Source organism: Paraburkholderia phytofirmans, assembly GCF_046028095.1.
GTDB lineage: Bacteria > Pseudomonadota > Gammaproteobacteria > Burkholderiales > Burkholderiaceae > Paraburkholderia > Paraburkholderia phytofirmans_A.
The window spans coordinates 16762-42516 of sequence record NZ_JAQQDJ010000021.1; the positions used below are offsets into that span (position 1 = coordinate 16762).

Annotated in this window: 30 protein-coding genes and 1 pseudogene; 15 read left to right on the forward strand and 16 right to left on the reverse strand. The window is 56.8% G+C overall.

Annotated elements, in window-relative coordinates:
• The first annotated feature begins 102 nt into the window (after positions 1-102).
• Positions 103-1506 carry a lipase family protein gene (locus PQR54_RS36080; protein ID WP_408254304.1) on the forward strand — a complete coding sequence of 468 codons (1404 nt, stop codon included), beginning with the start codon at positions 103-105 and terminating at the stop codon, positions 1504-1506.
• A gap of 456 nt (positions 1507-1962) precedes the next feature.
• Here the strand turns inward: PQR54_RS36080 and PQR54_RS36085 are convergent, their stop codons facing one another.
• Positions 1963-2325 (reverse strand): group II intron maturase-specific domain-containing protein, encoded by a 363-nt coding sequence (locus tag PQR54_RS36085; protein WP_408254471.1) that lies wholly within the window; start codon positions 2323-2325, stop codon positions 1963-1965.
• Positions 2326-2343: 18 nt separating this feature from the next.
• Positions 2344-2874 (reverse strand): annotated as a pseudogene (locus tag PQR54_RS36090) (reverse transcriptase domain-containing protein); the annotation flags it as partial.
• A 167-nt stretch (positions 2875-3041) separates the two neighbouring features.
• On the opposite strand from PQR54_RS36090, the gene PQR54_RS36095 reads away from it, so the two are divergent.
• On the forward strand, positions 3042-3314 hold the full coding sequence (locus PQR54_RS36095) for a hypothetical protein (RefSeq protein ID WP_408254307.1): 273 nt from the start codon (positions 3042-3044) through the stop codon (positions 3312-3314).
• Between the two features lie 339 nt (positions 3315-3653).
• On the opposite strand, the gene PQR54_RS36100 is transcribed toward PQR54_RS36095, so the two are convergent.
• Entirely contained in the window at positions 3654-4211 is a 558-nt protein-coding gene (locus PQR54_RS36100; protein WP_408254310.1) for an alpha-ketoglutarate-dependent dioxygenase AlkB, read from the reverse strand.
• Positions 4212-4579: 368 nt separating this feature from the next.
• Between PQR54_RS36100 and PQR54_RS36105 the strand changes: the two genes are divergently transcribed.
• Positions 4580-4768, forward strand: a complete 189-nt coding sequence (locus PQR54_RS36105) for a hypothetical protein (RefSeq protein WP_143048342.1) — start codon at positions 4580-4582, stop codon at positions 4766-4768.
• A gap of 65 nt (positions 4769-4833) precedes the next feature.
• Here PQR54_RS36105 and PQR54_RS36110 read toward each other — a convergent pair whose 3' ends face one another.
• Positions 4834-5484, reverse strand: coding sequence for a hypothetical protein (locus tag PQR54_RS36110; RefSeq protein ID WP_408254313.1), 651 nt, complete (start codon positions 5482-5484; stop codon positions 4834-4836).
• A gap of 108 nt (positions 5485-5592) precedes the next feature.
• Positions 5593-6042 (reverse strand): ester cyclase, encoded by a 450-nt coding sequence (locus PQR54_RS36115; protein ID WP_091797082.1) that lies wholly within the window; start codon positions 6040-6042, stop codon positions 5593-5595.
• A gap of 369 nt (positions 6043-6411) precedes the next feature.
• Here PQR54_RS36115 and PQR54_RS36120 point away from each other — a divergent pair, with 369 nt between their 5' ends.
• The 11 genes from PQR54_RS36120 to PQR54_RS36170 all read left to right on the forward strand — a co-directional run bounded on the left by PQR54_RS36120 (position 6412) and on the right by PQR54_RS36170 (position 13772).
• Complete coding sequence (locus tag PQR54_RS36120) at positions 6412-6984, forward strand: hypothetical protein (protein WP_408254316.1); 573 nt, start codon at positions 6412-6414, stop codon at positions 6982-6984.
• Between the two features lie 103 nt (positions 6985-7087).
• Positions 7088-7648 carry a methylated-DNA--[protein]-cysteine S-methyltransferase gene (locus tag PQR54_RS36125; RefSeq protein WP_408254319.1) on the forward strand — a complete coding sequence of 187 codons (561 nt, stop codon included), beginning with the start codon at positions 7088-7090 and terminating at the stop codon, positions 7646-7648.
• Positions 7645-8370 (forward strand): 2OG-Fe(II) oxygenase, encoded by a 726-nt coding sequence (locus PQR54_RS36130; protein ID WP_408254322.1) that lies wholly within the window; start codon positions 7645-7647, stop codon positions 8368-8370. Before PQR54_RS36125 ends, PQR54_RS36130 begins: the two co-directional genes overlap by 4 nt.
• Before the next feature lie 14 nt (positions 8371-8384).
• Entirely contained in the window at positions 8385-9035 is a 651-nt protein-coding gene (gene alkB / locus PQR54_RS36135; RefSeq protein ID WP_408254324.1) for a DNA oxidative demethylase AlkB, read from the forward strand.
• 191 nt (positions 9036-9226) lie between these two features.
• Positions 9227-9550, forward strand: a complete 324-nt coding sequence (locus PQR54_RS36140) for a hypothetical protein (protein WP_408254327.1) — start codon at positions 9227-9229, stop codon at positions 9548-9550.
• A gap of 50 nt (positions 9551-9600) precedes the next feature.
• Positions 9601-10158, forward strand: a complete 558-nt coding sequence (locus PQR54_RS36145) for a methylated-DNA--[protein]-cysteine S-methyltransferase (protein WP_408254330.1) — start codon at positions 9601-9603, stop codon at positions 10156-10158.
• Entirely contained in the window at positions 10155-10799 is a 645-nt protein-coding gene (locus PQR54_RS36150; RefSeq protein WP_408254332.1) for a DNA-3-methyladenine glycosylase family protein, read from the forward strand. Before PQR54_RS36145 ends, PQR54_RS36150 begins: the two co-directional genes overlap by 4 nt.
• 79 nt (positions 10800-10878) lie before the next feature.
• Positions 10879-11955: a bifunctional DNA-binding transcriptional regulator/O6-methylguanine-DNA methyltransferase Ada gene (ada, locus tag PQR54_RS36155; RefSeq protein WP_091797068.1), complete on the forward strand. Its 1077-nt coding sequence runs from the start codon at positions 10879-10881 to the stop codon at positions 11953-11955.
• A gap of 14 nt (positions 11956-11969) precedes the next feature.
• Entirely contained in the window at positions 11970-12710 is a 741-nt protein-coding gene (locus PQR54_RS36160) for a 2OG-Fe(II) oxygenase (RefSeq protein ID WP_408254335.1), read from the forward strand.
• Positions 12697-13002, forward strand: coding sequence for a metal-binding protein (locus PQR54_RS36165; RefSeq protein ID WP_408254338.1), 306 nt, complete (start codon positions 12697-12699; stop codon positions 13000-13002). The genes PQR54_RS36160 and PQR54_RS36165 overlap by 14 nt, the downstream gene beginning before the upstream one ends.
• Entirely contained in the window at positions 12999-13772 is a 774-nt protein-coding gene (locus tag PQR54_RS36170; RefSeq protein WP_408254341.1) for a 2OG-Fe(II) oxygenase, read from the forward strand. The genes PQR54_RS36165 and PQR54_RS36170 overlap by 4 nt, the downstream gene beginning before the upstream one ends.
• A 166-nt stretch (positions 13773-13938) precedes the next feature.
• On the opposite strand, the gene PQR54_RS36175 is transcribed toward PQR54_RS36170, so the two are convergent.
• The 4 genes from PQR54_RS36175 to argC all read right to left on the reverse strand — a co-directional run bounded on the left by PQR54_RS36175 (position 13939) and on the right by argC (position 17882).
• A complete protein-coding gene (locus PQR54_RS36175) occupies positions 13939-14721 on the reverse strand; it encodes a TMEM175 family protein (RefSeq protein ID WP_408254344.1) in 783 nt (260 codons plus the stop codon).
• A 336-nt stretch (positions 14722-15057) separates the two neighbouring features.
• A complete protein-coding gene (locus PQR54_RS36180) occupies positions 15058-15870 on the reverse strand; it encodes a GNAT family N-acetyltransferase (RefSeq protein ID WP_408254347.1) in 813 nt (270 codons plus the stop codon).
• Positions 15871-16069: 199 nt separating this feature from the next.
• A complete protein-coding gene (locus PQR54_RS36185; RefSeq protein ID WP_408254349.1) occupies positions 16070-16696 on the reverse strand; it encodes a tyrosine-type recombinase/integrase in 627 nt (208 codons plus the stop codon).
• Between the two features lie 256 nt (positions 16697-16952).
• Positions 16953-17882 (reverse strand): N-acetyl-gamma-glutamyl-phosphate reductase, encoded by a 930-nt coding sequence (argC, locus tag PQR54_RS36190; protein ID WP_408254352.1) that lies wholly within the window; start codon positions 17880-17882, stop codon positions 16953-16955.
• A gap of 128 nt (positions 17883-18010) precedes the next feature.
• Between argC and PQR54_RS36195 the strand changes: the two genes are divergently transcribed.
• Complete coding sequence (locus PQR54_RS36195) at positions 18011-18895, forward strand: LysR family transcriptional regulator (RefSeq protein ID WP_408254355.1); 885 nt, start codon at positions 18011-18013, stop codon at positions 18893-18895.
• A gap of 365 nt (positions 18896-19260) precedes the next feature.
• On the opposite strand, the gene PQR54_RS36200 is transcribed toward PQR54_RS36195, so the two are convergent.
• From PQR54_RS36200 to PQR54_RS36225, 7 genes are all read right to left on the reverse strand, one after another.
• A complete protein-coding gene (locus tag PQR54_RS36200; RefSeq protein WP_408254357.1) occupies positions 19261-19533 on the reverse strand; it encodes a hypothetical protein in 273 nt (90 codons plus the stop codon).
• A complete protein-coding gene (locus PQR54_RS36205; RefSeq protein ID WP_408254360.1) occupies positions 19533-20780 on the reverse strand; it encodes a radical SAM protein in 1248 nt (415 codons plus the stop codon). The genes PQR54_RS36200 and PQR54_RS36205 overlap by 1 nt, the downstream gene beginning before the upstream one ends.
• Entirely contained in the window at positions 20734-21918 is a 1185-nt protein-coding gene (locus tag PQR54_RS36210) for an MFS transporter (RefSeq protein WP_408254363.1), read from the reverse strand. The genes PQR54_RS36205 and PQR54_RS36210 overlap by 47 nt, the downstream gene beginning before the upstream one ends.
• A gap of 34 nt (positions 21919-21952) precedes the next feature.
• Positions 21953-22954, reverse strand: coding sequence for a radical SAM protein (locus PQR54_RS36215; protein ID WP_408254366.1), 1002 nt, complete (start codon positions 22952-22954; stop codon positions 21953-21955).
• 887 nt (positions 22955-23841) lie between these two features.
• A complete protein-coding gene (gene imm40, locus PQR54_RS38970; RefSeq protein WP_494478644.1) occupies positions 23842-24165 on the reverse strand; it encodes an Imm40 family immunity protein in 324 nt (107 codons plus the stop codon).
• 217 nt (positions 24166-24382) lie between these two features.
• A complete protein-coding gene (locus PQR54_RS36220) occupies positions 24383-24886 on the reverse strand; it encodes a GNAT family N-acetyltransferase (protein ID WP_408254368.1) in 504 nt (167 codons plus the stop codon).
• Positions 24887-24991: 105 nt separating this feature from the next.
• The gene (locus tag PQR54_RS36225) at positions 24992-25462 is read right to left on the reverse strand and encodes an ASCH domain-containing protein (RefSeq protein ID WP_408254371.1); all 471 of its coding nucleotides are present in this window, start codon (positions 25460-25462) and stop codon (positions 24992-24994) included.
• Positions 25463-25755: the final 293 nt, after the last annotated feature.

The following is a 25755-nucleotide window of genomic DNA, read 5'->3' on the forward strand; positions in this document are numbered from 1 at the left end:
AACATCTTGTGTACGCGGTCCGCGACATATGCAAAAGTTGGGGGACTTCTCACCTGCGACGCGAACCCTCGCGCGGGCAAGGGCTAATCAAGTGAGGGAAACGTGACGGTCTATACCTCAATTGAGGCATTTCTTTCGAAGGACAGCCCCCTCTTGATGTCCATCGTGATATTCACAATCATGGCTGTCGGATGGATACTTTGCCTAGCTGACTGGAAGGCATATATCACGAAACTTACACGGATTTGCGATCGCAAGCGTGCGACCCGATCCTTGGAAGAAGATAGTTGCGAGCAACCGAGCGTTGTAATTACGCTTGTTCACGGCACGTTCGCGCGTGGTAGTAAATGGACGAAACCGGGTTCGAAAATTCGTGCCCGAATAGCTGCAGAAATCGGTGGCACTGTCCATTTTAAAGTCTTCAAATGGTCGGGATTTAATACGTTTTCCGCTCGAAGGCAGGCCGCGCATCGTCTTGCGAATGAACTTGATGAATCAGCGAACGCGTGGAGGTCGGCAAGCCAGATTATCGTTTCTCATAGCCATGGTGGAAATGTTGCACTCAAGGCCTTAATCTTGTGCCGTACCCCCAACCCGCCAATTGGGCTAGTATGCATATCGACCCCTTTTCTCGTCGCAACAAAAGTTTCCCTGCCCGTCTCCCTGAAAGTTGCACCTTCTATACTGCTTCTGGCGACATTTGTTACGATTATCTTGGGAGCCTTAGCCGCCTTCACACCAGTCCTCAATGGCTCTGTCGTCCTAGCCACCGTGGGCGCATCTCTCGTGGGCGGTATGCTCATTGTTTCGGGGGAAAAGATGTTTAGGTGGGAGTCCGAACTCACACATCATATCCATAATGGCGACCCCGACGAATTTAAGTCTCTTTACGATAAGGTGCTGATTATTAGGCAACCGGCAGACGAGGCTTCCGCTCTCTTGGCGACTGCACATTTCGCTAGCTGGACCTCTGCCCACATTTTATCGGCATTTCTGGCGTTGACGGATTTCGGAATTAGAGGACGGCAACGGCTCAACGTAAGCAGGAGCAGGAAATTGATGTTCTTAGCTGTGCTGGGCGGCGCAATACAGCTGACTTATATGTCTTTTGTGACCGAGAATCCATTGTTCAAAGGCGCGGAATTTATTGCTTATATTCTTGCGGTAATTACGATTTTCGGGTTACTGCTTGCCGTGCTGTCGGGATTGTGCATTGCAGTTGCCGTAGCGTTCATCGCAATGTCACTTTGTACAGCAGCAGCGATGGGCTGGGAACTACTTATCATTGGGCCTGGGCTCAGAGTAACTGCTGAATCGTCCCCGCTCGGAACTTGGCGCATAGTGACTCTTCAGCCGGAGTCCGACACGGGGAAGCGGATCTCCATCCGCAGGCTTACGCATAGCTTGCTATATCAGGACTCGAAAGGTTTAGAAGTCATCGTCCGCTGGATCGTAAGTCGACTAAGAGAGACTCGCGGAACTGCGGAGTGTTCGCCTCGACGGTGAGGTCGCCGATGCTAAAATTTGCATCCGCTGCGCGATGTTGCTGCCGCGGCAACCTACCCGTTGCCGACTAGAATGCATCCCGCTCCAATGCCGGCGAAGGCCGAAACCCACCTAGCAAACTCCCCTTATCAAGGGCCGCAGGTAGTCCGCAACGCGTCACAAGCGTCGCACAACAGCGAGCGTCAACAACGGGTCGGTAGTGCGCGCTGACGACCGGCCGCTTTCGGGCAGCGAAATACCAATGGCCGCTTTTCGGCGATGAGTTCGAAGCGCGGAGGGACTCAGCCCGGTAGAGTCGAGATGTGGCGCGGTAGCCGTAGGTTCGGCTTGTCTGTTGCCGCCTCTTTCGCCTGGCGGTGCCCGAATATCCTCGCCTTAACCCCGTTTCCACATCCCGCTCATCGAACCCAGCGTGCAGATCTCCCGCACTGGGCTCTCGGACAAGACATCACGCCTTCACACACGCCAGGCTACGCCCCCACGAGCGCTCAGACGTACGAGACCGAAGTACCCATAGAGGTGCCAGGACGGATAGGTCCCGCCCCTGCGACGTCTGAGCTTGTACTTGTTGCGTAACCACCGGCGCAACCGCGCAGCGGTGTAGCTGTCGAGCGCACGGTATGCCCGGCTAACGCTCCCTACTTGGAAGTAGTTCGCCCAGCCGCGTAACGTGCGGTTTAACCTGCCCACCAGTTCCGTGGTTTCTTGCCATGCCGTCTTGAGGGCGGTCATTGCATAAATCTTCTCGACCATGCGCCGGATACTCTTCTTCGACGGGCGCATGCCCATACGGGCCTGACCAGTTGTCGCTGAGTACATCCGCCCAAACGTAAAACCCAGGAAGTCGAATTCGTCTTCCGGCACCTTGCAGATTCGTGTCTTCTCCTCGTTCACCGTCAGCTTCAGCTTGCTCATGATCTCACGCAGTCGTAACAAGGCTTCCTCAGCCTTGCCCCGTTTGCACAGGATCACCAGATCGTCCGCGTAGGTCACGATTCGACTGCCAAGACTTCGCTGAAATCCGAGCCTCTTCCATGCCAGCACAAACCGGCGCATATAAATATTTGCCAGTAGTGGTGAGATAGGTGAGCCCTGCGGAATGCCGCGTCTGCTGTCCCTGGCCTCCGTCGTACGTTTCTTCCGCCCTCGGTTATCGGTTTCTTCAACGGGGCATTCCAGCCACATCTTGATCAGATGAAGCACGCGCCGATCCACGATGCGTCGCGCGAGCGACAACATCAATTCGGCGTGTGGAATACTTCCGAAGTAGTCCGCAAGGTCAGCATCAACAACGTCCGTTTGCCCGCGATGCAGCCGTTCCTCCACCTCGATCACCGCTTGCTGGGCGTTTCGCCCCGCGCGGTAAGCGTATTGCTCTTGTGACCTTCCGGCCGATGTCGGTCACCAGGCGCTTGAGCACGTCAAGGAGCTCCTGGCACAGCAAGGATGAGCGACTGCGCGCTGTTCCCTACGCGGAGATATCTGCATTGCGGGCGTACCTGGACGGTCATTCACCCTTTGAGACCAAGCACGGAGTGAAGGGTGCCGAATTCGATAACGTCCTGGTCGTTATCGGTCGGGGATGGAACCAGTACAACTTCGGCGAGATGCTCGGGTTGGCGGCTGGACAAGCGATTCCGGCAGCGAGGGAAGAGTCTTTCGAGCGCAACCGCAATCTGTTCTATGTCGCGTGTTCTCGCCCCAAACGGCGCCTTGCACTGCTATTCACTCAGTTACTGTCGCCAGTAGCGATGGGCACGCTAGAACAATGGTTTTCGCCCGAAAGCGTTCACGCCATCGTGCTCTGACAGGAGACCCATCGATGACACTCGGACGCTTCACGCTACAGAATGGCTGCGACCTTTGGCACGGGATTCCGTTGAGCTACCCATGCGACCATCTGCCAACATCGCCACCGTCCGCACTCCGCCCATTTACAGGCCTTGGCCCTAACCCGCGGCAATGTCAGCAAAGGTCGAACTGCCGTATTTCAATGCGACTCCGCGAACGTCCGTTGTACCTGGCGACAAGCAGTCATTGGCGCTTCGATTTCAAACTGCCGCACTTGGAATGTCGTCGCAGCTCCCATTTTCCCTCATCACAGGTGCCGTCGGATGCGATGGGGCTCGTGTCAAAAGTAAACTTAGTCAAGCGATGTCAAACGGGACACGAGCCTGCTGATCCCACACGAGAACGTCTCCGTGCCAAAGTGTGATTCTGCGCGTATCGAGGGATTCGTGGTTTTTAAAAAGGAAGGCGCTGGCCATTCCCAATGTTAAAGCAACGATTGGCGCGCCTGCTTTTGGCCAGCTCATCTCCTGATGCAAAGAGACGCGCGCACCTGGAACTTGGCTCATCAGGCTTACGTCGGGGGCGAAATCATTGAAGCCGACAGCAGCGGCAGCGTCTCGCCCCAAATTTCTCAGTACATCAGGCATTACCGCGTACGGCGGGTCCGTCGGAAGACAGTCTTGGCTTCGCTCGATCGTCGTCCAGCCGAGACTAAAACATGTCGTTGATTCGCTGGACATGCTCAGTCCACTCGGCGTCACGGAGCAACGATCCTGTGGCGAGTTTTGAAGCTCGGCTACGCGGCGCGGGAGTTCGTCCCCATAGCGTAACGCGAAGCCGCGCAAGATAAATGCGCCACGCCCAAGAGCGAAATACTCAGCGTTGCCAGTCATTGGGTGCGCAACGTGGTTCATGAGAGTCTGCCTCTTCGGAAAAATGAAAGTGCGCCAGAGACCTTCGCGCAGTCGTTACGTGCCCGAGAGCGATACCGGGCCGAGCCGCCTCCGAACGGTAGAGCCGGCGAGCCGACGCAACAATCCGTTTCTTGCGCTGCAATTCCGCAAAGTGAGCCAGCTACTCGCACAAAGGTCCGCTGCCAGTACAACCGCCTTCGAGTTAAAACGGACGATCTGTTCGATTGCGACGCGGTTCCACGCACGGCGAGATTGGATCGCAAGAAACGGAGTTTTTTTAGCTGCGCGCGGCGATAGGTTGAAGTCTCTGCAGAGGACGCATCCCGTCAAGCGAGTCGCGACGGTAAATATCGTTATCAGGAGCCACCATGTTGCCATTGCTTTCTTTTCACGCGTTGGTTGCGCATCGAGGGGACGGATTACGCCCGGAGCTGCTCGCCCTGCTTCAACGCGAAGCCCAGCCTCAGATGCCTTCCTCGAACGTCAGCCACCAACCTGCGGCGATCCAGAAGGACGAGGGAGCTGAACACATCCATCACGATCCAACCGCCGAATAATGTCGAGCCGCCAGAACGGCAGTGCATCTTGACGATATCGCGCTCCGGCTTGATCAATCGAAAGATCAAGCCGAACCGCCGACTTCCACAGTGACGAGGCCCGACAGATCGATGGCCGCCTTAAGGGAACCGTACAGGTTCATCGCGATATATGCGGGCAGCACCTCTACGCGATGAAAGTGGCCGCCGAAGGCGCAAGAAATACGGCATGTTTCACCGTGATCGTCGAATATAAATGACTTCACGGAAAAGCCTTTGTTCGCCTCCGAATAGTCTTCCTGTGTGAGATCCGGTCTTTCGTTGAGCATTGTATGAACCGGATGCCGGGCTGGCAGTAAATCGGAAAGACTGGGATCGTCCGATATGCGCTGCAAATCGGAGCCGTAGTAATGGACGCCGCTGTAGTGTTCGAGGCACTTGTAGAGCGCGAGGATCTGCTTAGTTGACCAATGAGAGAGCCGAACGGTCCTGTCATACATTGCGTATTTGACGCACACACTGACCACCGCGCCGGAAACACTCATGACAGCGGTCTTGAAGCTAGCAGTCAGATTGGGCTCATCGCTGGCGCGACGATTCTCAATGCGCATATTGGGTCCCCAATTGGCTAACGAAAACTGACGAATTAGAAGAACGGGAGCGCCGAAGCGCTCCGTTCCTTGCGGCAGTTTTTGAGGGAGAGTGATGATTCGCGACCGATGTGCGAGACCCGTCATGTGCGGGTGAAGAGGAGACCGATCGGACAATGCAGACCGGCATTCGCCGGTCCGCACTCCCGATCACTCGCTGCGCAGACGGGGACACACCGATGATGACAGAAATGCTCAGACCGTCTTGATCAGTCCCAGTTGCGTGAGAGCCGACACACCGTCGTCAAGACCAAGCTCTTCGACGATTTTGCCCTCCTTCAAACGAAGCACGGTGGTGCCGGTGAAGTGCATCTTGCGGCCGGTTGCCGCCGGCAGAGACCCTGCGAGAAAGTCGCTAAAAGCCGGGCCGGTGTGCGTGCCACCACCTTCCCATTGCCCTACGACGTAATCACCTTCAGCGATGAGGTCCGTGACGCCCCAGAAATTGAGGTCCGGAAAGGCTTCGCGGAAAGCGGTCATGAAGGCTTTGATGTCGTCACGACCACGACGGGGCTCATGCAGCGAGTATTTCAACAGCATGTCCGGCGCAGCGATCTCGTCGACAATGTTGAGGTCACATTTCTCGCCCCAGAAACTGGTGAACCAGCGACCTACGACCGCCTTGTTGTCCTCTTCCTTTGACATGTTCGACTCCTTACTGAGCTTGATTGGCAGCGAAACGGGCTTGCTTCGCCTGGAACGAACAATATCCATCGCGCCTCCCCACTACTACCCGTTTCTTGCGGTGCGATTCAGACGATCCGTTTCACGGCGCTCATCCTGACCCGGGGAGCAAGAAACGGAGCAGAAGGATTCGCTGCAACACGTATCGTTGGTTCTATGCGTCGGGCGCCTCAGTAAGCTATTACGCGCCATGCCTTGGGTCGTCTCATCTGCATACGGTGGTTGAACTCGTGACTTCGGGAAACTGACGTCGAGTTGAATACCGCAAGAACCGGAGAGACGTACCCATCAAAAGATCTTACTTTCGACGCTTTCTGGAGAAAGGCTCTCATGCTGAAATACCTCTGCGCCGCTACAGCCGAACGAACCTTCGCCAACGGCGCTGCGGCGATCAACGAGGCCCTGCATCGGCAGGCTCATATATCCACGTCCTCCGACGACACGCGACTGGATCGCCTAGTACAGCATCTGCTTGACCTCGACGATGACGACGCGACGGAACTGGAGACTCTTGGCGTGCCCGCAGAATTGGGTAGCCGAAGTCCTGCTAGCTTCAACAATGTCCTGCAGCAGGCCATTCGGCAACATCAATTGGCCAAGCTGTTCTGTCCCAGCCAGGAAGGCGAATTCCACCGAAGCATTTGTCCGGCTGCTTATAACGAACGAACGGGTGAGCATCATCCAGAGGAGATGGCGCGATGGCGGGCAGAATTCCGGGGCATGGCTCCGGAACAGCAGATGATGGCAGCCACGATCATCTGGTTATATCAGTCGGGTCCCGATTCGACGTGGCTGCGTCGCGTCCCCTGTACCTGGCGAGCAGGCGAAGCGATGCAGTACATGAGCGACGCCGGATGTCTCTCGCTGTGGCTCAGCCTCATTGCAAGATATCCAGGCTGGTAAGCCATATCGCTCATATGGAGAATTCAACCGCAAGGAGCGGAGTTTCAATGGGCAAGAAGATTTCTAGACTGTCACCACTCCTTCAACTACCGAGTGACACATCATGAAAGCCGGTCCCGTCGCCCCGTTCAAATACAACTTTCGCGCACCTGGCTGCCAAGTCGAAGGCCCAATCCGATATGCCATCGGACAAGCGGTCCGCGGTTCGGTTTTGATTGGCAGGAGCCGGCAAGGCATCTGCGCCATATTTCTCGGCGAGAACGCGCAGGAGCTGTACGACGAGCTCGCGGTTGCCTTTCCCGATGTTGAACTGATAGCGGATCGGCAGTCGCTGCTGGGCGAACTGGGCCAGGTCGTCGCTTTCATCGACAAGGGTATTGCCGAGCGCGTCATCAATCTGGACATTGGCGGCACCCCCTTCCAGCAGGAAGTCTGGCAGGCACTGTGTGGCATTCCAGCCGGACAGACGCGCAGCTATAGCGAGATCGCACAACATCTCGGGGTGCCGGAGGCTGTTCGAGCTGTAGCCGGTGCGTGCGCCGCCAACGTGCTCGCGATTGCCATTCCCTGCCACCGAGTCGTTCGCAGCGACGGCACGATTTCGGGCTATCGCTGGGGCGTCGATCGCAAGCGCGCATTGCTCGTCGAGGAGCGCGGGAAATGAGAGCCGGAGCGGGGAACGCTGAAAAGTCAAAGGCGGCGGCGTTCGACTGGGTGGGCATCGAACAATCGCTCGATGCTCGCGGAAATGCCGTCTTGTCCCGCTTGCTAAATGCAAAGCAATGCGGAGAAATCGCGAACCGCTACGCCGAAGAACGAGGCTACCGGGCCCGGATCGTAATGGGCCGCCACGGGTTTGGACGTGGCGAATACAAATATTTTTCCTACCCGTTGCCGTCGCTGCTCGATCAACTGAGGCATACGCTGTATCCGCACTTAGCGCCGATCGCCAATCGCTGGAGTCGACAGCTGGGTATTGAAGTGCAGTACCCGGACGAACTGGATCCTTTTCTTGCACGATGTCATCGGGCTGGCCAGACGAGGTCGACGCCGCTGATCCTCGAATATGGTCCCGGAGACTACAACTGTCTGCATCAGGATCTCTATGGCGAGCATGTTTTTCCGCTGCAGGTGGCGATCTTGTTGTCTGAACCCGGCAAGGACTTCACGGGCGGAGAGTTCGTCATGACGGAGAGCGCACCGAACGGCCAGCGTGCTGATGTCGTCGCATTGAATCAGGGCGACGCTGTAGTGTTCGTCGTCAACCAGAGACCGGCAGCGAGCAAACGCGCCGGCACGCGGAAAGCGGCAATGCGGCATGGCGTCAGTCTCGTCCGGAGCGGAAATCGTCACACCGTCGGCCTAATTTTCCACGACTCACACTAGGGGCTGATACTGCCATGACAACGCTCGATCTTTTTCAGAGTCCGACTTCGGACCAGCGCGAGTCGATCGGACCGTGCGCCTTTGTATTACATGGGTTCGCGCTGCCTTATGTGGACGATCTGATCCCCGCTCTCGCCGACATCGCGGCATGTTCGCCGTTTCGCAACATGGTGACGCCAAGTGGCTTCACCATGTCTGTCGCGCTGACCAACTGCGGTCCGCTGGGATGGACCACCGACAGACATGGCTATCGCTACACTGCTCTTGACCCGGACAGCGGCAAGCCTTGGCTGGCCATGCCAAATGTATTTGCTGCACTGGCGCGCGAAGCCGCGGCGTCCGCCGGCTTCAGAGATTTTCACCCCGACGCCTGCCTCGTCAATCGCTACCTACCGGGTTCCCGACTATCGCTGCACCAGGACCGCAACGAACGCGACTTGGGTGCACCGATTGTTTCGGTGTCCTTGGGCATGTCCGCCACTTTTTTGTTCGGTGGTGATGCGCGCTCGGACAAGACGGCCAGGGTTCCGCTGCGCCACGGCGACGTGGCAGTTTGGGGCGGTGAGGACCGACTGCGCTATCACGGCGTGATGCCGCTCAAGGATATGCCTCATCCCCTGCTCGGAAGCCAGCGCGTCAACTTCACCTTTCGCAGGGCGGGTTGAATACGTTTGCGCTGGTTCGCACCAACGACTCGACAATTTTTGCTCGGGACGCGACAGGAAGGCTTTCTCTCGGTTTTCCTTTGATCGGGATTGTGTCGTAGCGGTGGAATTACAGAGCAAGAGACGGAGTTTTCTCTCTCGATCGCTGAAGTAAAGTGACCGGACTCCAAAATTGCCCTGAAGAGTCAATCATGACCGCTGCCACCGTTGCGCTTTTTCACAGAATTAAAGTATCCGATGCCCAACAGTTGTTCCCGAAAGAGCGGGTTGGTGAGCCCGAGACAGGCTGCGCCACTTGCGATCCCGCGGAGCCGGACAAGCTCATGAACTGGATGTCCGCCAGTCCGATGAATGACTTTCCCGATGTGCGGTGCCGGGTCGAGGCTTATTGCCAGTCGCTGGTAGACACCGGCGCTGCTCGTTGGTGGATCAACGATGCCGGACATACCGAACTACACGTGATTAGCGGTGGATCGTACCTTTCCGGGGAGCTGGGTATCACCCGAATCAGGTGAAGGGTGAGGAAGACCCATTGACACTTACCTCAAGAAATGAGGCTCACATCATGCAACTATTCCTGAGCCACCTGGCGTCGCCGCTCGGCGACATCCTGCTCGTCACCGATGCGCAACAGCACATCCGTGCGCTCGATTTCGCGGATCACAAGACGTACCTGCATCGTGGCCTGCGCGAGCACTACGGAAGCGTCGAGTTGAACGACGCCCCCGCACCGGACGAGATCGCGAAGGCCATCGCCCGATATTTCTCTGGCGAGCTGGATGCGCTCGACGCCCTGCCGACGGCTACGACAGGCTCCGACCTGCAACGCCAGGTCTGGGCTGCATTGCGCCGCATACCGACCGGCACGACCACGACCTACGGCAAACTCGCGAGGGAACTGGGCTTCGACGATCCGCGCGCAGCCATCGACATCGGCGCAGCCAATGGCGCAAACCCCATCGCGATGGTCGTGCCGTGCCATCGAGTGATCGCGAGCAACGGCGAGCTCAAAGGCTATGCATGGGGCGTGCACCGCAAGCGCTGGTTGCTCGAACACGAGAGGGCGATTCCGCCGAGGGCCGCCTCCCAGCAAACTGCGACTCTTCCCGGGTTCGAATTTTGACCACCTCGATCGCAGCCGATCTGTCGCCGTGGGCCTATCGGCAAGCCGAGGAGTTCCTCTCCGGTCTTGACGCCGACTGGACCCGCCATGTCCTTTCCGTTGGCCCGTGCCGACATGAAGCCAAGCCTGCCCGCGAACCCTACGAAGCCCTGGTACGTGCCATTGCCTACCAGCAACTGCACGCGAAAGCGGGTGACGCCATTCTCGCGCGACTGTCCGCACTTTATGCCGATACAGCCTTCCCTTCGCCCCGGCAACTGCTTGCCACCGACCCGGAGCTGCAGCGCGTGTGCGGCTTCTCAGCCGCCAAGCTCGCCACGATTCGTGGCATTGCTCAAGCTACCGTCGACGGCATCGTACCGAACCGCGGTGAGGCGCTGAACATGTCCGACGAGGCGCTCATCGAGCGCCTGACTGTCCTGCGCGGAGTCGGTCGCTGGACCGTTGAAATGTTCCTCATTTACACGCTGCAGCGCTCCGACGTTCTGCCCGCCGACGACTTTGGCGTACGCGAGGGCTACCGGCACCTCAAAGGCCTGCACAAAGCCCCCACTCCCCGCCAGATGCGTGAGATCGGAGAAGCTTGGCGCCCGTGGCGGACCGTGGCGGCCTGGTACTTGTGGCGCATCCCTGCGCGCTGAATTGGTTAGCAAGAATCGGAGTTCTTGCGAGCGAAGTCCGGCCTATTCTCACGGCATCACCGAGAAACCGGACACTTTCATGACCACGACCGCTCCAGCTATTTCAGCTTATGTGACAGACGACGAGCGCTGGCAAGCTTTGCAGGCGCGCGATGCTGGCGCCGACGCGGTTTTCGTCTACGCGGTGCGCACTACCGGCGTCTACTGCCGACCCAGCGCCTCTGCACGGCTCCCCAAACGTGAGAACGTGGAATTCTTCGAATCTCCCGAGGCGGCCGAAGCCGCAGGGTATCGCGCGAGTCGCCGTGCTCGAGGCGACCGAACCAGTGCCGCAGCCGAACGAACTGCGCTCGTGGCACGGGCCTGCCGACTCATCGAAGACGCGGAGACTGCGCTCAACCTTGACGATCTAGCCGCCCACGCCGGCATGAGCTCTTTTCACTTTCACCGGGTGTTCAAGGCCGAAACCGGCTTGACACCGAAAGCCTACGCTTCAGCCTCCCGTGCACGCAGGCTGCGGGCGGAACTGGTCTTTCCGAATACGTCAGTCACCGATGCAATCTATGGTGCCGGCTTCAATTCCAACAGCCGGTTTTACGAAACATCCGACCAGTTGCTCGGCATGCGTGCGCGCGATTACCGGGCAGGAGGTACCGGAGCGGTCATCCGCTTCGCCGTGGGGCAATGCTCACTCGGCGCCATCCTGGTCGCACAGAGCCAACGAGGCATCTGCGCCATCCTCTTGGACGATGACCCGGACGCGTTGGTGCGCAATCTGCAAGACCAGTTTCCCAAAGCCCAACTCATCGGTGGCGACGAGGAGTTCGAGCAATTGATCGCCCAGGTCGTAGGGTTCATCGAAGTTCCCTCTCTGGGCCTGAATTTGCCCTTGGACGTGCGTGGCACTGCCTTCCAGGAACGCGTGTGGCAGGCGCTTCGCGAGATCTCGCCTGGCACCACCGCGAGCTACACACAGATAGCCGAACGCATCGGCGCGCCCAAGGCCGTGCGCGCAGTAGCGCAGGCCTGCGCCGCAAACCACATCGCCGTGGCCATTCCCTGCCATCGCGTCGTACGGCGCGACGGCGATATTGCCGGCTACCGCTGGGGCGTCGACCGCAAGCGCGAACTGCTGCGGCGCGAAGCCGAGGCTTAAACAGGACTTTTCCCATGGGATCATCTACAACCGCAATTGACCAACTGAATTGGCCGGACATTGCCGCGCAACTGGACATCGAAGGTTATGCCCTACTGCCTGGACTCCTTGCCCCGGAGCACGCACGCGACCTGGCGCGCCACACCGACACGCTAAAAACGCTTCGTCGCGTATCGCTGGCATCCTCCGATCTCGGGCGAGGTAAATTGTGTTATTTCGATGCGGGCCTGCCGGGGCCGTGGTCGGCATGGCGCGCAACGTTCTATCGCTTCTTGGCGCCTATCGCGAATCGCTGGAACGAGACCCTGGGCAGCGGCTACCGCTACCCGCCGGTACTGGAGGAGTTCCTGGAACGCAATCAGCAAGCCGGACAGACCGAATCGCAGTCCCATCTGAACCGGCTACGTATGGATGACTATCTGGCCTTGCATCAACGCCATGACGGCGAGCACGTGTTTCCGCTGCAGATCGTAGGGCTTCTGACGGAACCGGGCAGCGACTTTCAGGGCGGTGAGTTCGTGATGACCGAGCAGCGCCCACGCATGCAGTCGCGCCCGATGGTTCTACCTCTCAAGCTCGGCGACGCAGCCATCATCAGCACGGCCCATCGCCCGTTCAAGGGAACCAAAGGCTTTTACAGAGTCAATCTCAAGCATGCCATCAGCCGCGTACGCGGTGGCGAGCGTATCGGCGTGGAGTTGTCGTTCCACGATACGCGGTCGACACAGGAGGGCGACGACGTTGACTCAATCTGAAACCTTCACGCTGATTGGACGGAATGGCCAGTCGTACCAGAGTCTGATACCGGGCACCCTCGGTGGCCATCGGCGCAATAAGCTCTACGGTCTTCTCAACTGTCGTGCCGCGCTGCGTGCCATTGCATGCGGAGGATACTTAAAGCACCGCGTGTTCTTCCTCGATGAAGCCACCGCCATCGCCGCCGGCTACCGCCCGTGCGCCGTCTGCTTGCCGGATAAATATGCCACCTGGAAGGCAAGCCAGCCAGCACAGGTAACTGGAAAAACCGCCGAAAGAACACGTTCATGAATATGCAAACCGCACGTCCCGCCCAGACCGCACCTTTCAACTTTCACGAGAGCACGTCACATGACTCGCTGGAGGCCAGGATCGCCGCGACCGAATGGACCCCGTTCGAGAATGCCCTCACGCGCGACGGCTACGCTGTGCTACCCGCATTGCTTTCGCCTCGTCAGTGCCGGGAAGTTGCGAGCTATTTTTCGCAGGAGAAGCGCTTCCGCAGTCGCATCGTGATGGAGCGCTACGCTTTCGGACGCGGCGAATATAAATATTTCGGTGATCCTCTGCCCGACGTGGTGCGGCGACTGCGAGAGTCGTTGTACCCGCCCTTGGCGCCCATCGCGAATCGATGGCACAGCGCAATGCGCATTGAAGAACGCTTTCCCGCGACTCATTCCGAATTTCGCGAGGTCTGCCATCGCGCTGGTCAGCAGCGGCCGACGCCGCTACTTCTACGCTATCGGCCAAACGATTACTGCTGCCTGCACCAGGATTTGTACGGCGAACACGTGTTCCCGTTCCAGGCTGTGTTCCTGCTCGACGAGCCGGGGCGCGATTTTGAGGGCGGTGAGCTGCTGCTAACCGATAGTGACCCGAAGAAACCCGGTCGTGCCGAGGTCGTGCCGCTGCGGCAGGGTGATGCGGTGGTCTTCGCCGTCAACCATCGACCCGTGCGCTCCATGCGTGGGTTCTATCGCGCGAACTTGCGCCATGGCGTCAGCAAGCTGCATCGCGGGCAGCGCCATACACTGGGCATCATCTTCCACGACGCCAGATAGTCCCCGGCCGAAAACCCACCCCACAGGACGAAACGAAGTCGTACGCCCCAGCACTCGGTCCGCCATCGACGGAGGCGGCCGAGTATGACGAACCGAGACTCGCCCGCACGCATACCTGCGCGGTACCCACTGGTACGCACAGCGCGCCAGTCACCTCGCCGGGCATTCACCGGTTTGAATAAATGCCTTGGCTCGTCAAAGCGTAGTAGCCGACAACGAAGATGAAAATCCCAATTGCGATAAGCGGGTGAACAAACCAACCTAGCGCCGCCGCCATGATGTAAAGCAGGATGCCAAGCGCCGGTCGAAGCACCTGCGACGCAAATGCAGCCGCCGGCAGATGCGGCTTTAAGAGTTCAGGATGGCGATGCAAATGCCGAAAGGCAGGGAGCCATGACGCCGACATCAGTCCGGCTATCAAGGCATAAAGCACCACGGCTGCCTTCTGATCCATAAGGTTACCGTCGCGGAATGCACCCGCCAGCACGCCGGTCGGGAACGGGATCAAGGCTGCGGTGCCAACAATGCCGAGATTGATGCAGTTGAGTGTCACATCCACCTTACAGAGACGCTCGAACATGTAATGATGGTTGAGCCAGATGATTCCAACGTAGATGAACGCAATTGCATAGGCCAAGTAGGAAGACCATTCCGTCAGAAGCTCCTCCCCCAATCTTCCTGGCGCAGCATTCGGGCGATGGATTTCCAGAACAAGTAGCGTAATGATGATGGCGAAAGCCCCATCACTGAAGCTTTCCACACGGCGCGGCTCTGGGAGGCCAAACACGCTTTTTATCTCGGCAGCCTGTGCCGCCTCCAAGTTGGGCCGCGCGAGCGGAAACGACGGACCTGCTTTCTGGGCGAGTGCGTTGCTCACATTGCGGGCCTTGCGCCAGAGGGCTCTCGACCAACGTCCGATGAAGGGTTTATTTTCCTCTAGTGCTGGCATCGTGGTTTCCTTTCGCATAATTATTTTGGGGCCGTTTTGGGGGCATACCCGTCTAGCCCGGAGCAGCGCATGGGAAAGGGATGGTCGTCGCAGGTCTCAGCCACCCCTTAAACCACTGACGCGGCATCTTGAGTTCGATGATGGATCTCGTCGCCGAGAATGTATCGCAACCGTCGATTCAAGACGCTCCGTTCCTTGCTTTGGAATTCGATTTCGAGGCAGTGCTTCAACGACCGCTTGAGGATCTTGAGCGGCCGACCAGTCACGCTTGTTGAGAGGCCGGTTCTGGCCGAACTTTGCCAGGTGCAGTCGGGCTTAATATTAATCTGGATGGGCTCAGCGCGCCGTTGTATTACGCGGCTCTTGACACAAGCTGGCTAACCGCCCTTGCGGCCGGAAACCCATTGCCTCGTATATTGTTCCGGCATAGCAGGTCTCATCTGCAACCATGATAAGCCGGTCCGACTGCCCGGCGGACAGCCTGATAACCTCGGTCACCAAGGTTTTGCAAACATCTCGGTTTCGATGCTGTGCCCCAGTAATAACTGTCTGGAAACGCCCAATGCCGTCAAGAAAGAACAGACCAAGACTTCCTACCTGCTCATCCTCGATAAAGGCCCCCCACCAGTTTCCTAGACCGCGGTCGATGAGGCTTCTGTAAGCCCTCTGTTGATGCGCCATGTAACGCTGTGAGGTAATGTCCATCGGATTTGGCATGTCGGCGAGTTGCATTCGGGACCAATCGTCCCATTCCTGCTCCATGGCAAACGGGCGCACCTTGACCAATGAATTGGTCGCAACTGGATTTATCTCAGCAGGATGGGCCACCAGCACCCGACAGACGGTCGCGTCGTAGCCTTGTTCCACGAATGCGTCGAGGGTCACCACGCTGTCGGCGCTTTCAGGCCACGCAAATGTCCGGTGTGCAATCAGCGGTGGTGTCCCGACGAGCCGGCCGAAGTCATGCTCCAGCAATTTAAGGTCACTTGCTGAGGGTCGCTGCTGCAGGACGAGCATGTTGCCGAAAAAGTATTCAGGCGCGTCTGGCGTGCGGACGACGATATAGTCATCCCGTGACTCGACCATCCCGATTTCCGTGTGCAGCATTAGATCAGTAGCGAGACCAAGGTTATCGGGGAAATGTTGCATTCTTGGTATCGTTATCAACGAACGGAAAACGTTCCTTTGCTTTTATGCGGATCGATTCTTCGCTCTAGGCGGATCACCACCTGCTGGCGGCCTCGTCGAAATCCAGCTCCATAGTTGCGATTGTCAGCGATCCACTCGGTCGTGTCGACCGGCCGAAATTGGCCGGACAGCGACCCGGCGCTGTCCGGCTTACGCCCCCTCACACGTCGGTTTGCTCAGCCATCTCGAGCGCATCATCAACCTCAATTCCGAGGTATCGAACCGTGCTTTCTAGCTTCGTATGTCCGAGCAGTAACTGTACTGCCCTCAGATTTTTCGTGCGACGGTAAATTAGCGAAGCTTTGGTCCGGCGCATCGTATGCGTTCCGTAAGCCGCGTCATCCAGTCCGATCGCTCGTATCCAGCGATGGACCAGCCGAGCGTACTGTCGGGTCGACAGGTGCGGCGAGTCGTGGATGCGACTCGGAAACAGATAGTCGCCGCTCAAAAGCGCTGCGGCTCGCATCCACGCCTCTACGCTCATACGTGTCTGCTCGGTGATCTCGAACTGTACCGGCCGCTGCGTCTTCTGCTGCATGACTGTCGCCCGCGCCGCGACGCGCGAACCCAGGCATATGTCCGAAACTCGCAACCGCGTGAGATCGCACGCTCGTAGCTTGCTGTCGATCGCAAGATTGAACAGTGCCAGGTCCCGCGTCTTTCCGGCGAGCTGTAAGCGGATACGAATCGTCCAGATCTCCCTAAGCTTAAGTGGTGGCTTCTGGCCTGTCAGCTTTCCCTTGTTCCATGGCACGCGCCGCGCGCTGCCCACATCAATGGCTTCCATGACGTTTCTCCTTTCGACGGAAGGAGAGTCAGTCTGCGCCGATCAGCGGCGGACAAAGTCCGACCCACTCCGGCCAGATGACCATCTCCAAACCGGTCAGTCAGCAGAATTCAGTTTTTGCGAACCAGAGCGCCCATGAGCGGCCATTGGCGAGTTCACCCGATCGGCCAGTATGAGACATTCGACGGCCACGTTTAGATCGACAACAATCGTTGGCATATCAGTGCAGCCGAACGTTAGCTCAAGCCATTGGCTGCTATTGCTGCGTGAGCATCAGGTTCAGATTCTGAACCGCAGCGCCGGATGCGCCTTTGCCGAGATTATCGAAAACCGCGGACAGCAGGACGTGCCCGTGCTCGATGTTAGTAAACACGCTTAGGCGCATGTCGTTCGTGCCGCATAGTACCTGTGGGTCCAGGTGCTTCAAGACGGACGATTCGCGGAGCGGCAAGACATGTACGTGGGCCGCCCCGGCATAGTGGCGTGCGAGGCATGCGTGCAACGTGGCGCCATCCACGTCAGGCGCCAGCAGCCGCAAATCCAGGGCCACCGTCAGCACGATCCCTTGTCGGAACGCTCCATACGCAGGGACGAAGATCGGACGCTGCGCGAGGCCGGCGTGCTGCTGGATCTCCGGCGCGTGCTTGTGCGCGAGTTCCAGACCATACACCTGGTATGGAAGCGCGTTGGCGGCACCTTGTCCCTCATGTTCCTCCACGCCGGCACGCCCGCGACCAGAGTAGCCGGACACAGCGTAAATGCTGATTGGGTAGTTGCCCGGTATCAACCCAGCCTGCAGCAGGGGGCGCAGCAAACCAACTGCGCCTGTCGGATAGCAACCGGGATTGGTGACCCGGCGTGCGTTCGCAATGCGCCCAGCCTGTCCGGGTGTCATTTCCGGAAAGCCGTATGTCCAGTCCGACTGTGTGCGGTGAGCAGAACTCGCGTCGATGACTCTGACGGCGGGATTAACAATGGCGCCCACCGCCTCGCGCGCAGCGGCATCGGGTAGGCAGAGGATGGCGATGTCGCAGGCGTTGATGGCTTCGGCGCGACGCGTGGAATCCTTCCGTTCTGCCGCGGGAAGCGTTATCACTGTCAGATCGGTCCGGTTGCGAAGCCGTTCGTGAATTTGCAATCCGGTGGTGCCTTGATCGCCGTCGATGAAAACAAAGGGAGAGCTCATGGGTGGAATGCTCCGGTGGCTGGCCAATAACAGGTAAAAGCAGGCTGCTATCTTCGGCGCACCGCTAAAATAGCGAAAGTTGAATTTCACAACGCAAACATTCAGTTTCTCTGAATCTGGACGGCTATATGCGAGAGATCAGTCTGGACCGCTTGCGCACTCTGGTCGTTATTGCCGACCAAGGCTCATTTGCCGACGCGGCTCGCGCGTTGAATCTGGCACCACCGACGGTTAGCCTCCACATCGCTGATCTGGAAGACCGCATCGGGGCTCCGCTCCTGTCGCGGAAGCGGGGCCATGTTCGGCCGTCGGCAACGGGCGAGTTGTTGGTCGAACGCGCGCGTCGATTGCTGGCCGACGCGGAACAGGCGCTAGACGAGGTTCAGCGCCAGGTTCAAGGGCTTGGCGGACGCGTTCGGCTTGGAGCATCGACCGGCGCGATTGCGCACCTGCTACCTGAAGCACTTGACGTGCTGCGCAAGCATCATCCCGCTATCGACGTTCAGATCGCGATACTGACTTCGCAAGAGACGCTAACCCGCTTGGCGGACGGGACGCTGGATGTCGGGCTGGTCGCACTACCTCAGCCTGCGACGGCTGGACTCGTGATAAAGCCCTGGCGCCGTGACCCCGTGATGGCCTTTGTGCCAGCGCACTGGCGGTGTCCGGCGCGCGTCACGCCTGGATGGCTCGCCGCTCAACCCCTCATTCTCAATGACGCGACCACGCGTCTCTCGCGTATGACTGCGGAGTGGTTTGCGATCGGAGGGCAACATCCTGCGCCGCGCATTCAGCTCAACTACAACGACGCCATCAAGAGTCTGGTAGCGGCAGGTTACGGCGCAGCGCTTTTGCCCCACGAGGCCACTACCCCGCTACCCGACACGCGCATCGCCATGCGTCCGCTACGCCCGGCGTTGTGGCGTCGGCTCGGCATTGCGCATCGTGCCGGCAACGTCGAGCGTTCAACGCAACACGTACTCGATGTGTTGTGGGATCTGCGATTGGCGTAGGCGTTGCGATTTGCTGCGTCGGGCGAATGGCCGGTTTGTAGAAATTCGACCGACCGGATCGGGTCGGGAGTACGCACTGCCGACTGGCCGCTTCGGGGCAGCGGAATTCCCGTGACCGCTTTAGAGCGATGAGTTCGGGGAGCGGACCGACGCAGCCCGACCCGCAAGGGACATTCGGCTCACTCGATAACGGACGTTCAAATAACATCCGGCTTACGCCCTCGGCACAGCAAGGGCTCTTTTCCTCGGCGAGCAGTTTCATCCGGCTTGCTTCCGATGCGTTCGTTTTTTTCATCTTGCGCCGCACACAGCGCGTCTGTCCGTGCGCGGCCCAGAATCGATCTTCGTTAGACGTGCAGCCTGCTTCAGGCGTTCCCAGGCGCGGCCTCGCTTGGATAATTTACAATCACCCGATGATCGACGCACTTTTTCCAGAAAGCGTCTCTATCATTAGCCGATATGCCCTCTTGCTCACAAGCCTGCGAAAAATCAGCAAGCGTAAAATGTATCCCCAATTTCCGGCGCAAAATCGCGAACCCGGAATGATTGAAACGCAAGATGCGAAAGCTCTTTTTATCGAAAAAGCTTCGCTCGCCTTCGCGGGCAATTAACGATGAATTGAGGCAATAGTTATCCATCAGTAATATCCTATAAGATCGTTTTCCAAATTCTGAGAGATTTCCCTGTATAGAAGCGTCTCTGATTTTTTTGCTGCCTGCACATAGATTGGAAACGCCTCCGGACTGAGGTTATTTTTAATCCGATTTAAGGCCCAAATGTTCGCGGCGAGTTCTGCCTCGTCCTGCTGATTCGGTCGCGGAGAAATCTGCAAAGTCCTTGTCGCGATATGCCCTATCTCGTGCAACAACGAGAAGAACTTTACGGAACGGGGAAGAGCCTTTTTAACATAGACCACGTACCTGTCATCGACCTTAAAAATGAGTGCGTTGGCATCCAGTGCATCCTCTTCAATGGCTTCCGTGACGTGGTATTCGTCGCATGCCGCTTGCCACGTAGCATCAAAGAACCCTCGTAACTTCGCTTCGACATAATCCCCATATTGCACGGCAAGTGGAACTGTGCTCAATGCTCCAATCTCTGGACCGCCGTCGCCAGAAGTCAGAAAACCATCGGCGCCGATTGTAAGTGGTGGAAGACCTGAACGCTGTAATATCCTTTCGCCCGTCCACACATTAATCGTGGGACACGCTATCCATTCACGCGATAATCCATTCGCCCGCATGAACCGTCGTGCCAGATTAAGCGCTGCGCTGATCTGCACGCTATTGAGTTCGCGCACGTGCGGATCAGAAACAAAATGCTTATAAAAAGCGAGCTTGACCCGGAAAACATTCAACTCCAGACACAACTCAAAAAACTGTTCTAATTCGTCAAAATTCCCCTGATGCAGACAAATCGCGAAGTTGACGTTGACGCCGGCCGTTATAAAACGCCGAGCCGTGGAAATCACATCAGAAAAACTTCCTTGCCCGCGGATTCTGTCGTTCAACTGCCGGGTAGCGCCGTCAAGGCTTAATTGGACAGTTGGGATCCCTGCGACTACATACTTAGAAATATCGCCGTCAGTGACCTTTGTTCCCGTAATTGCAATGAGAGGGAGGATATTTCGGCTGTCAGCATAGCGGACGACTTCAAAGAAATCGGGGTGCAATAAAGGTTCGCCGCCAGATATGATTAGCAGAAAGACGTTCTGTTCGGCCAGTTGGTCAATGATTGAAAACAGCGTCTCCTTGGTGAGCTCATATTTGTTGATTTTATCGCTTTGCACGAGAAAACAATGTGCGCATTTCGAGCGACAATGATAAGTGATGTACAGATTAACTGCGGGAGGAAGTCGGGCATGACTTTGTTGACTGAGTTGCATAAACACTCCAGAATCCGAACGTCAGAACTAACGCCGCCGAAACGAGGCTAATGACATTGAACATAATCCGATCTGAAAAACTTTCTGCTGCAAGCGCCATTCCGCCCGAAAAAACCGCCGCCAGAAGCGACCGAAGAAGTGCGGCTAATGAAAGTATCGTGGTTCGAGAGGTGCTGTCGTCTGAAATGTTGATATTGATCATGTACGCAGAAAGCGAAGGATATATGGCACGCGCGAACTGATGGCAGCAGATCGCGCAAATGATCGCTAGCGTTGTGGACGTTTTTGCTAAGAATATGGACGACAGAATAAAAGCCAATGCGATCAGGATCAACATGAGCGGGCCATCCAGTAATTCTCGTGGAACCTTGCTGTATGCATACGCGACACCGGCCGAGAATAATGAAAAACCCGCGAAGATTATTCCTAGTTGCGAAACGTGAACCCCCGAATTTGTAAGCAACGGCTGGTACACGTTAAATCCGGTGCGCACGCAGGCAAACGCGACGGCTGAAACGAGGATTGATGAGAACAGCTTCTTCGAGGCGAACGCAGCGCGGATTGCATCGACGGCGATTGTTTGCACGGAAACCTGACGGGAATTCTGTGCATTCTGCGGTTGCTTTACAAAGATAGTCAGAAGCACGGTAGTTAAAGAAAGCACCGCAATATCGACGATCATTGGTAATGCAAGGGATACGCCAGCAAGGATGCCGCCGAAAGCAGCGCCGCCAGCACCGCCCAGGAGGGCCAAACTGTTTCCGCGTGCGTTCACCGAATTGAAATCTTCTACACGGTCCTCTTTGGCATATGCAGAGTACATCATTGCCTGGAATGCTCCGGTTGAAAGACAGCTTCCGAATGAAAAGAGCGCGGATGTCACGACAATAGGAGTGCGACTACCAAATACGACGAGCGAAAGCATTGCGGTCACGTAGAGGATATTTCCGAAAATCAACGCTCGTTTTCGCCCATACTTGTCGGCGATAGCACCGGTCGGAATCTGGAACGCCCACGAGAAAAGGAAAATGTAGGACATTAGGATTGCATACTGCGAGAAAGAAAATCCCGCATACTGCGTGTAAAAAATTACCAACACAGGTGCAATGAATGTCTCTAAGGCGAAAAGCGATTGCATGTAGCAGAGCCATTTCCATCTGATCAGGTTTTTATCATCGCTCATCGTTGAAAATGTTTTTTCCGTAAGTGTTATAGGCGACATGGCAACCGTGCTGATGGACTTGCGAAAAGCTTGCGCATTCAGCCGCGTTATCCGCATCCGCCTTTCCGCGCCATTTTTTGAAAAGACGGTTACCTGTCCAGAATTTACCGATGTCTTGCGGTGCCGTAATGGGCTCCGATGTCCTGTCATTTTCGACCAGCATGTCGCATGCAGAAAGCGTGAAATCGCTATTGATGATTAGCGACGACGTTCCTGCTCCACACCCAAGAGTCGGACCTTCCTTTTTTTCGAGCCTGGAAAGCGTGACCCTCTGATAAAACGCGCCAGCTTCAACATCAATATCCGGGTCTTTTGCTATTTCGAATGAGATTACGTCGCTTACTTCACGGCAAATTTCCGGCGTCAGTGCATGATGTTTGTTCAACAAAGCACCCGTTCCAATCGGAATGAACGCATTAAACTTTACTCGCGTCAGTCCCTCCTTTTTCATCATTTGAAAGACATCGGGAATGCGATGATGATTTTGCCGCGTGACGGTGACGGCTAGCGAAACGTGGCCGCCTGCGTCCTGCAGATTTCCGGCACCGCGTATGATCTGCTCGAAGGTGCCATGACCTCGGATAGGATCGTTATCAGCCGCCGATGCTCCTTCGACGCTGACCTGGAATTTTCGTGCGCCGCTGTTGACTAGTGACGCGCAACGTTCGGGCGTCGCGAGAAGCGCATTGGTTGCGATTTTTACGCTGATTCCGTTGACGGTCAGTCCTTGAACTATTTCTTCGAGATCGGGCCGCGTCAGCGGTTCGCCGCCAATAAGTACGACGCCTTGTACGCCGTTTTTCCCCAGGTAATCGATGATCGGCATAACCATCGATTTTTCCGCCGTCTGCGTATAGTCTTCAAGATAACAGTGGCTGCACCGCAAGTTGCAGCGACTCGTTATATACCATTTAACAAATATCGGAAAATCGAGACTGAGGATCGGGCGCATGATTGGCTAAATGCCTTTTCAGTATAGATTCGCGTGGACGATTTTTCTGAAATGAAATGCAGGGCGGGCTGGCCTGGCCCGCCCTGAGCGCCTTAGGCGTTGGAACTGCTGAGACAGCCTTCGACCTCGATTACCTCGAAGTCAGGAGCGACGTTCTGGACGACGGTTTCCACAGTTTGAACTTGTTGCTGCTCGACTGTCGATTGTTGCGTTTGCATTATCAAACTCCAAGTTAAGCGTCCCGTTCTGGGACTTCCGCCGGGATTGACGGATACGTGAACGCGCCTGCGGGCTGCGCATATTGCATTCGGATGGTTCTTTAGCATCCCTTATGGATTCACAAATAACACAGGGCCGCCGCTGCCATGAGGCAGCGATCGCAGAATCAGGCTGTTAAAACGTTGGACTGCTGCGCGACGCAAACTGCGCTGGTAGGTAATTATTCAGACAAAAAAATAACAAAATCAAGTGGCATCTAAAAAAGTTAGATGATTATGCTCGGCGCATAGTCATACAGCAATTTGCTATGCTTGGTGGAGAAGGAACCGTGCGCTTGCCAAGTATGGGAAGCAGTGTCATTTCCGCTTGACGAAACGCGCAAAAAAGCCGCTCATGGCGGTTGTTGGTGAGCGGCTTGGGTTGCCTTCGTCAGGCGCTGCGGGGATGCTTTCAGGCTCTCTGACCTGCGCTTCGTCGGTCCGTTCGGATACAGATTTCGCAGCCGCTGATGACGACTCGCCATGAGGAGAGGTGGCATCCGAAATCTTTCTGGCGTCGGCGAAGGTCCTGTATTGGCCGACCGTCGCCTTATAACATTCGCGTAGCGGGCCGGCACCTAGGACTGTTAAGTCGCCATGAGCACCCGCTCGCTTCGAGGAGGCGGTGATTCACCGGGGTGGAGTTCGGCCAGTAACGACAAACACAACGAATAACGAACGCTCTCGCAAGGAATGCAAGAAATCCCGGGCTGCAGAGATTCCCTCGTCGGCGTTGCTTCCCTCGTAAAACCAATTGTCGTACGTGGGCTCAAGACTTCGTCCGTCTGACGATGCGCGGTAAACGTCCCCGCCAAGGACCAGCCATTTTTGGCCTGCAAACAGGTCCAACGCTTGCCCTGCTTCAGAGAGATCTAACGCGGCTTCCTTTAGGCCCATATCTTCAAGCGACCGTCCGCTCCGAGCGTAAAGTTCGAGAATCCTAGAGATGGTCATTGGCACTCTCGTGGCGCTGTCTAGCGAAAAACCGGATGGATTGACAAGTCGTCGATCGGCGAAAGGCGCCGGATTGTCAGCAATCTGAGGGCGATCGTCAAATGACCGTTCGTGGCCGCACACTGTCTAATGCAGTCAGCATGAACGTGCGGAATCTCCTCGGTCACTCTCGACAGAGCGCGACCCTGTACAGTTCAGCTCGATGCAGAGCGGACACTCACATGTCGGCCAGCAACGCCCATCTCTCATGATCCATCCATTCGCCATTTATGCGGAGGTAGCGTGGTGAAAAGCCTTCCTGGGTGAAACCCAACCGACGCACAAGTGCGATCGACGCCGCATTACCAGGTTGAATGTTCGCCTCCAGCCGATGCAATCCAAGTTCGCCGAACGCATAGCCGACAGCCGCCCGAAGAGCCTCCGTCATCAACCCGGTCCGGGCGAAGTTCAACATCCCGTAGTACCCCAGATATGCGCTCTGAAAAGCGCCTACGACGATCTCGTTAATGTTTATAACGCCGACAACTTGATTCGATGCTTTTTCGCGCGCAATGAGCCCGACGTTCGGTCCGGTGAGGCCGCGTGCGAACCAGTTATCAAATCCGGCTTGATCGTTAAAGGACGTGACCCACGGTAGGTGGTAGTCCCGACTCGCTATGTTCGCGGCGATCAACTCGGCGGCGTCGGTGCGGATCACGCGGTGTATCTGAACGACACTCATAAGAATCCATCTGATAAGCGTATGCGGGGCCTAGGATTGTCGCCGATCTGGCTGCGCCGAATCAAGGTCCGGAAACGGCCGGCGCCTGCCTTACGTTTGAGAACGTCAGTCTCGTGGAGCTAATATGTGAAGCACCTCGAAGCTCTCACATACCAAGGGCATCGATTGATCGGCAACCCGGCCGATACGGCGGCACTCTTCGGTAAAGAAGCGCCAGTGTTCCGCTTGCCAATATCGTAGCGAGAGATCTCCTTCGCCTTCACTCGCCGCGAAACTCGCGGTTATGCGATCGAAGGGCACGATCTCCAGATTGATGGTTCGTAGAACTAGGACTGGACGCTCATACCAATCAAGTACGATCTCGATGTCTCCGACCTTTGGAATTACCGCGCTCTCGTAGTGCCACGACCACAGAAGACTGCAGGTTCCGCGCTTGGTACCGGCCACAATAAGAGCAATGAGGGAAGCTGACTGCTCCTCCGAATCGCCAAAACTACCGATTCGAACATCGCCGGTGGGCAGCGAAACGCCATGGGCGGACAACTCCCGGATAAGATGTTCTACGGTCAATTTCATTTGATCGCGTGTGCCATAGAGCTGCAGCCAACCAAGAGGGCCGTCTTTTCCGAATCCGACGGCATTAACCGCAAGATTGTTAACGATTCGGGTGGCGCCGTCGACTGACCGGAATTGGCCGCCTTGAGGCAGTGCCGGCGGAAATTTGCTCGCCGAAGAACAGCCATTGAGCGAGGGCGCACGAGACCTCGGCTAGCCAAACTGGACGACGACCTCGACCGGCCGCTGATGGCCGAGGGTGTGTGAAAACGCATTGATCGCCTAAACTGAATCAACGCATTCAGACCGGGTGA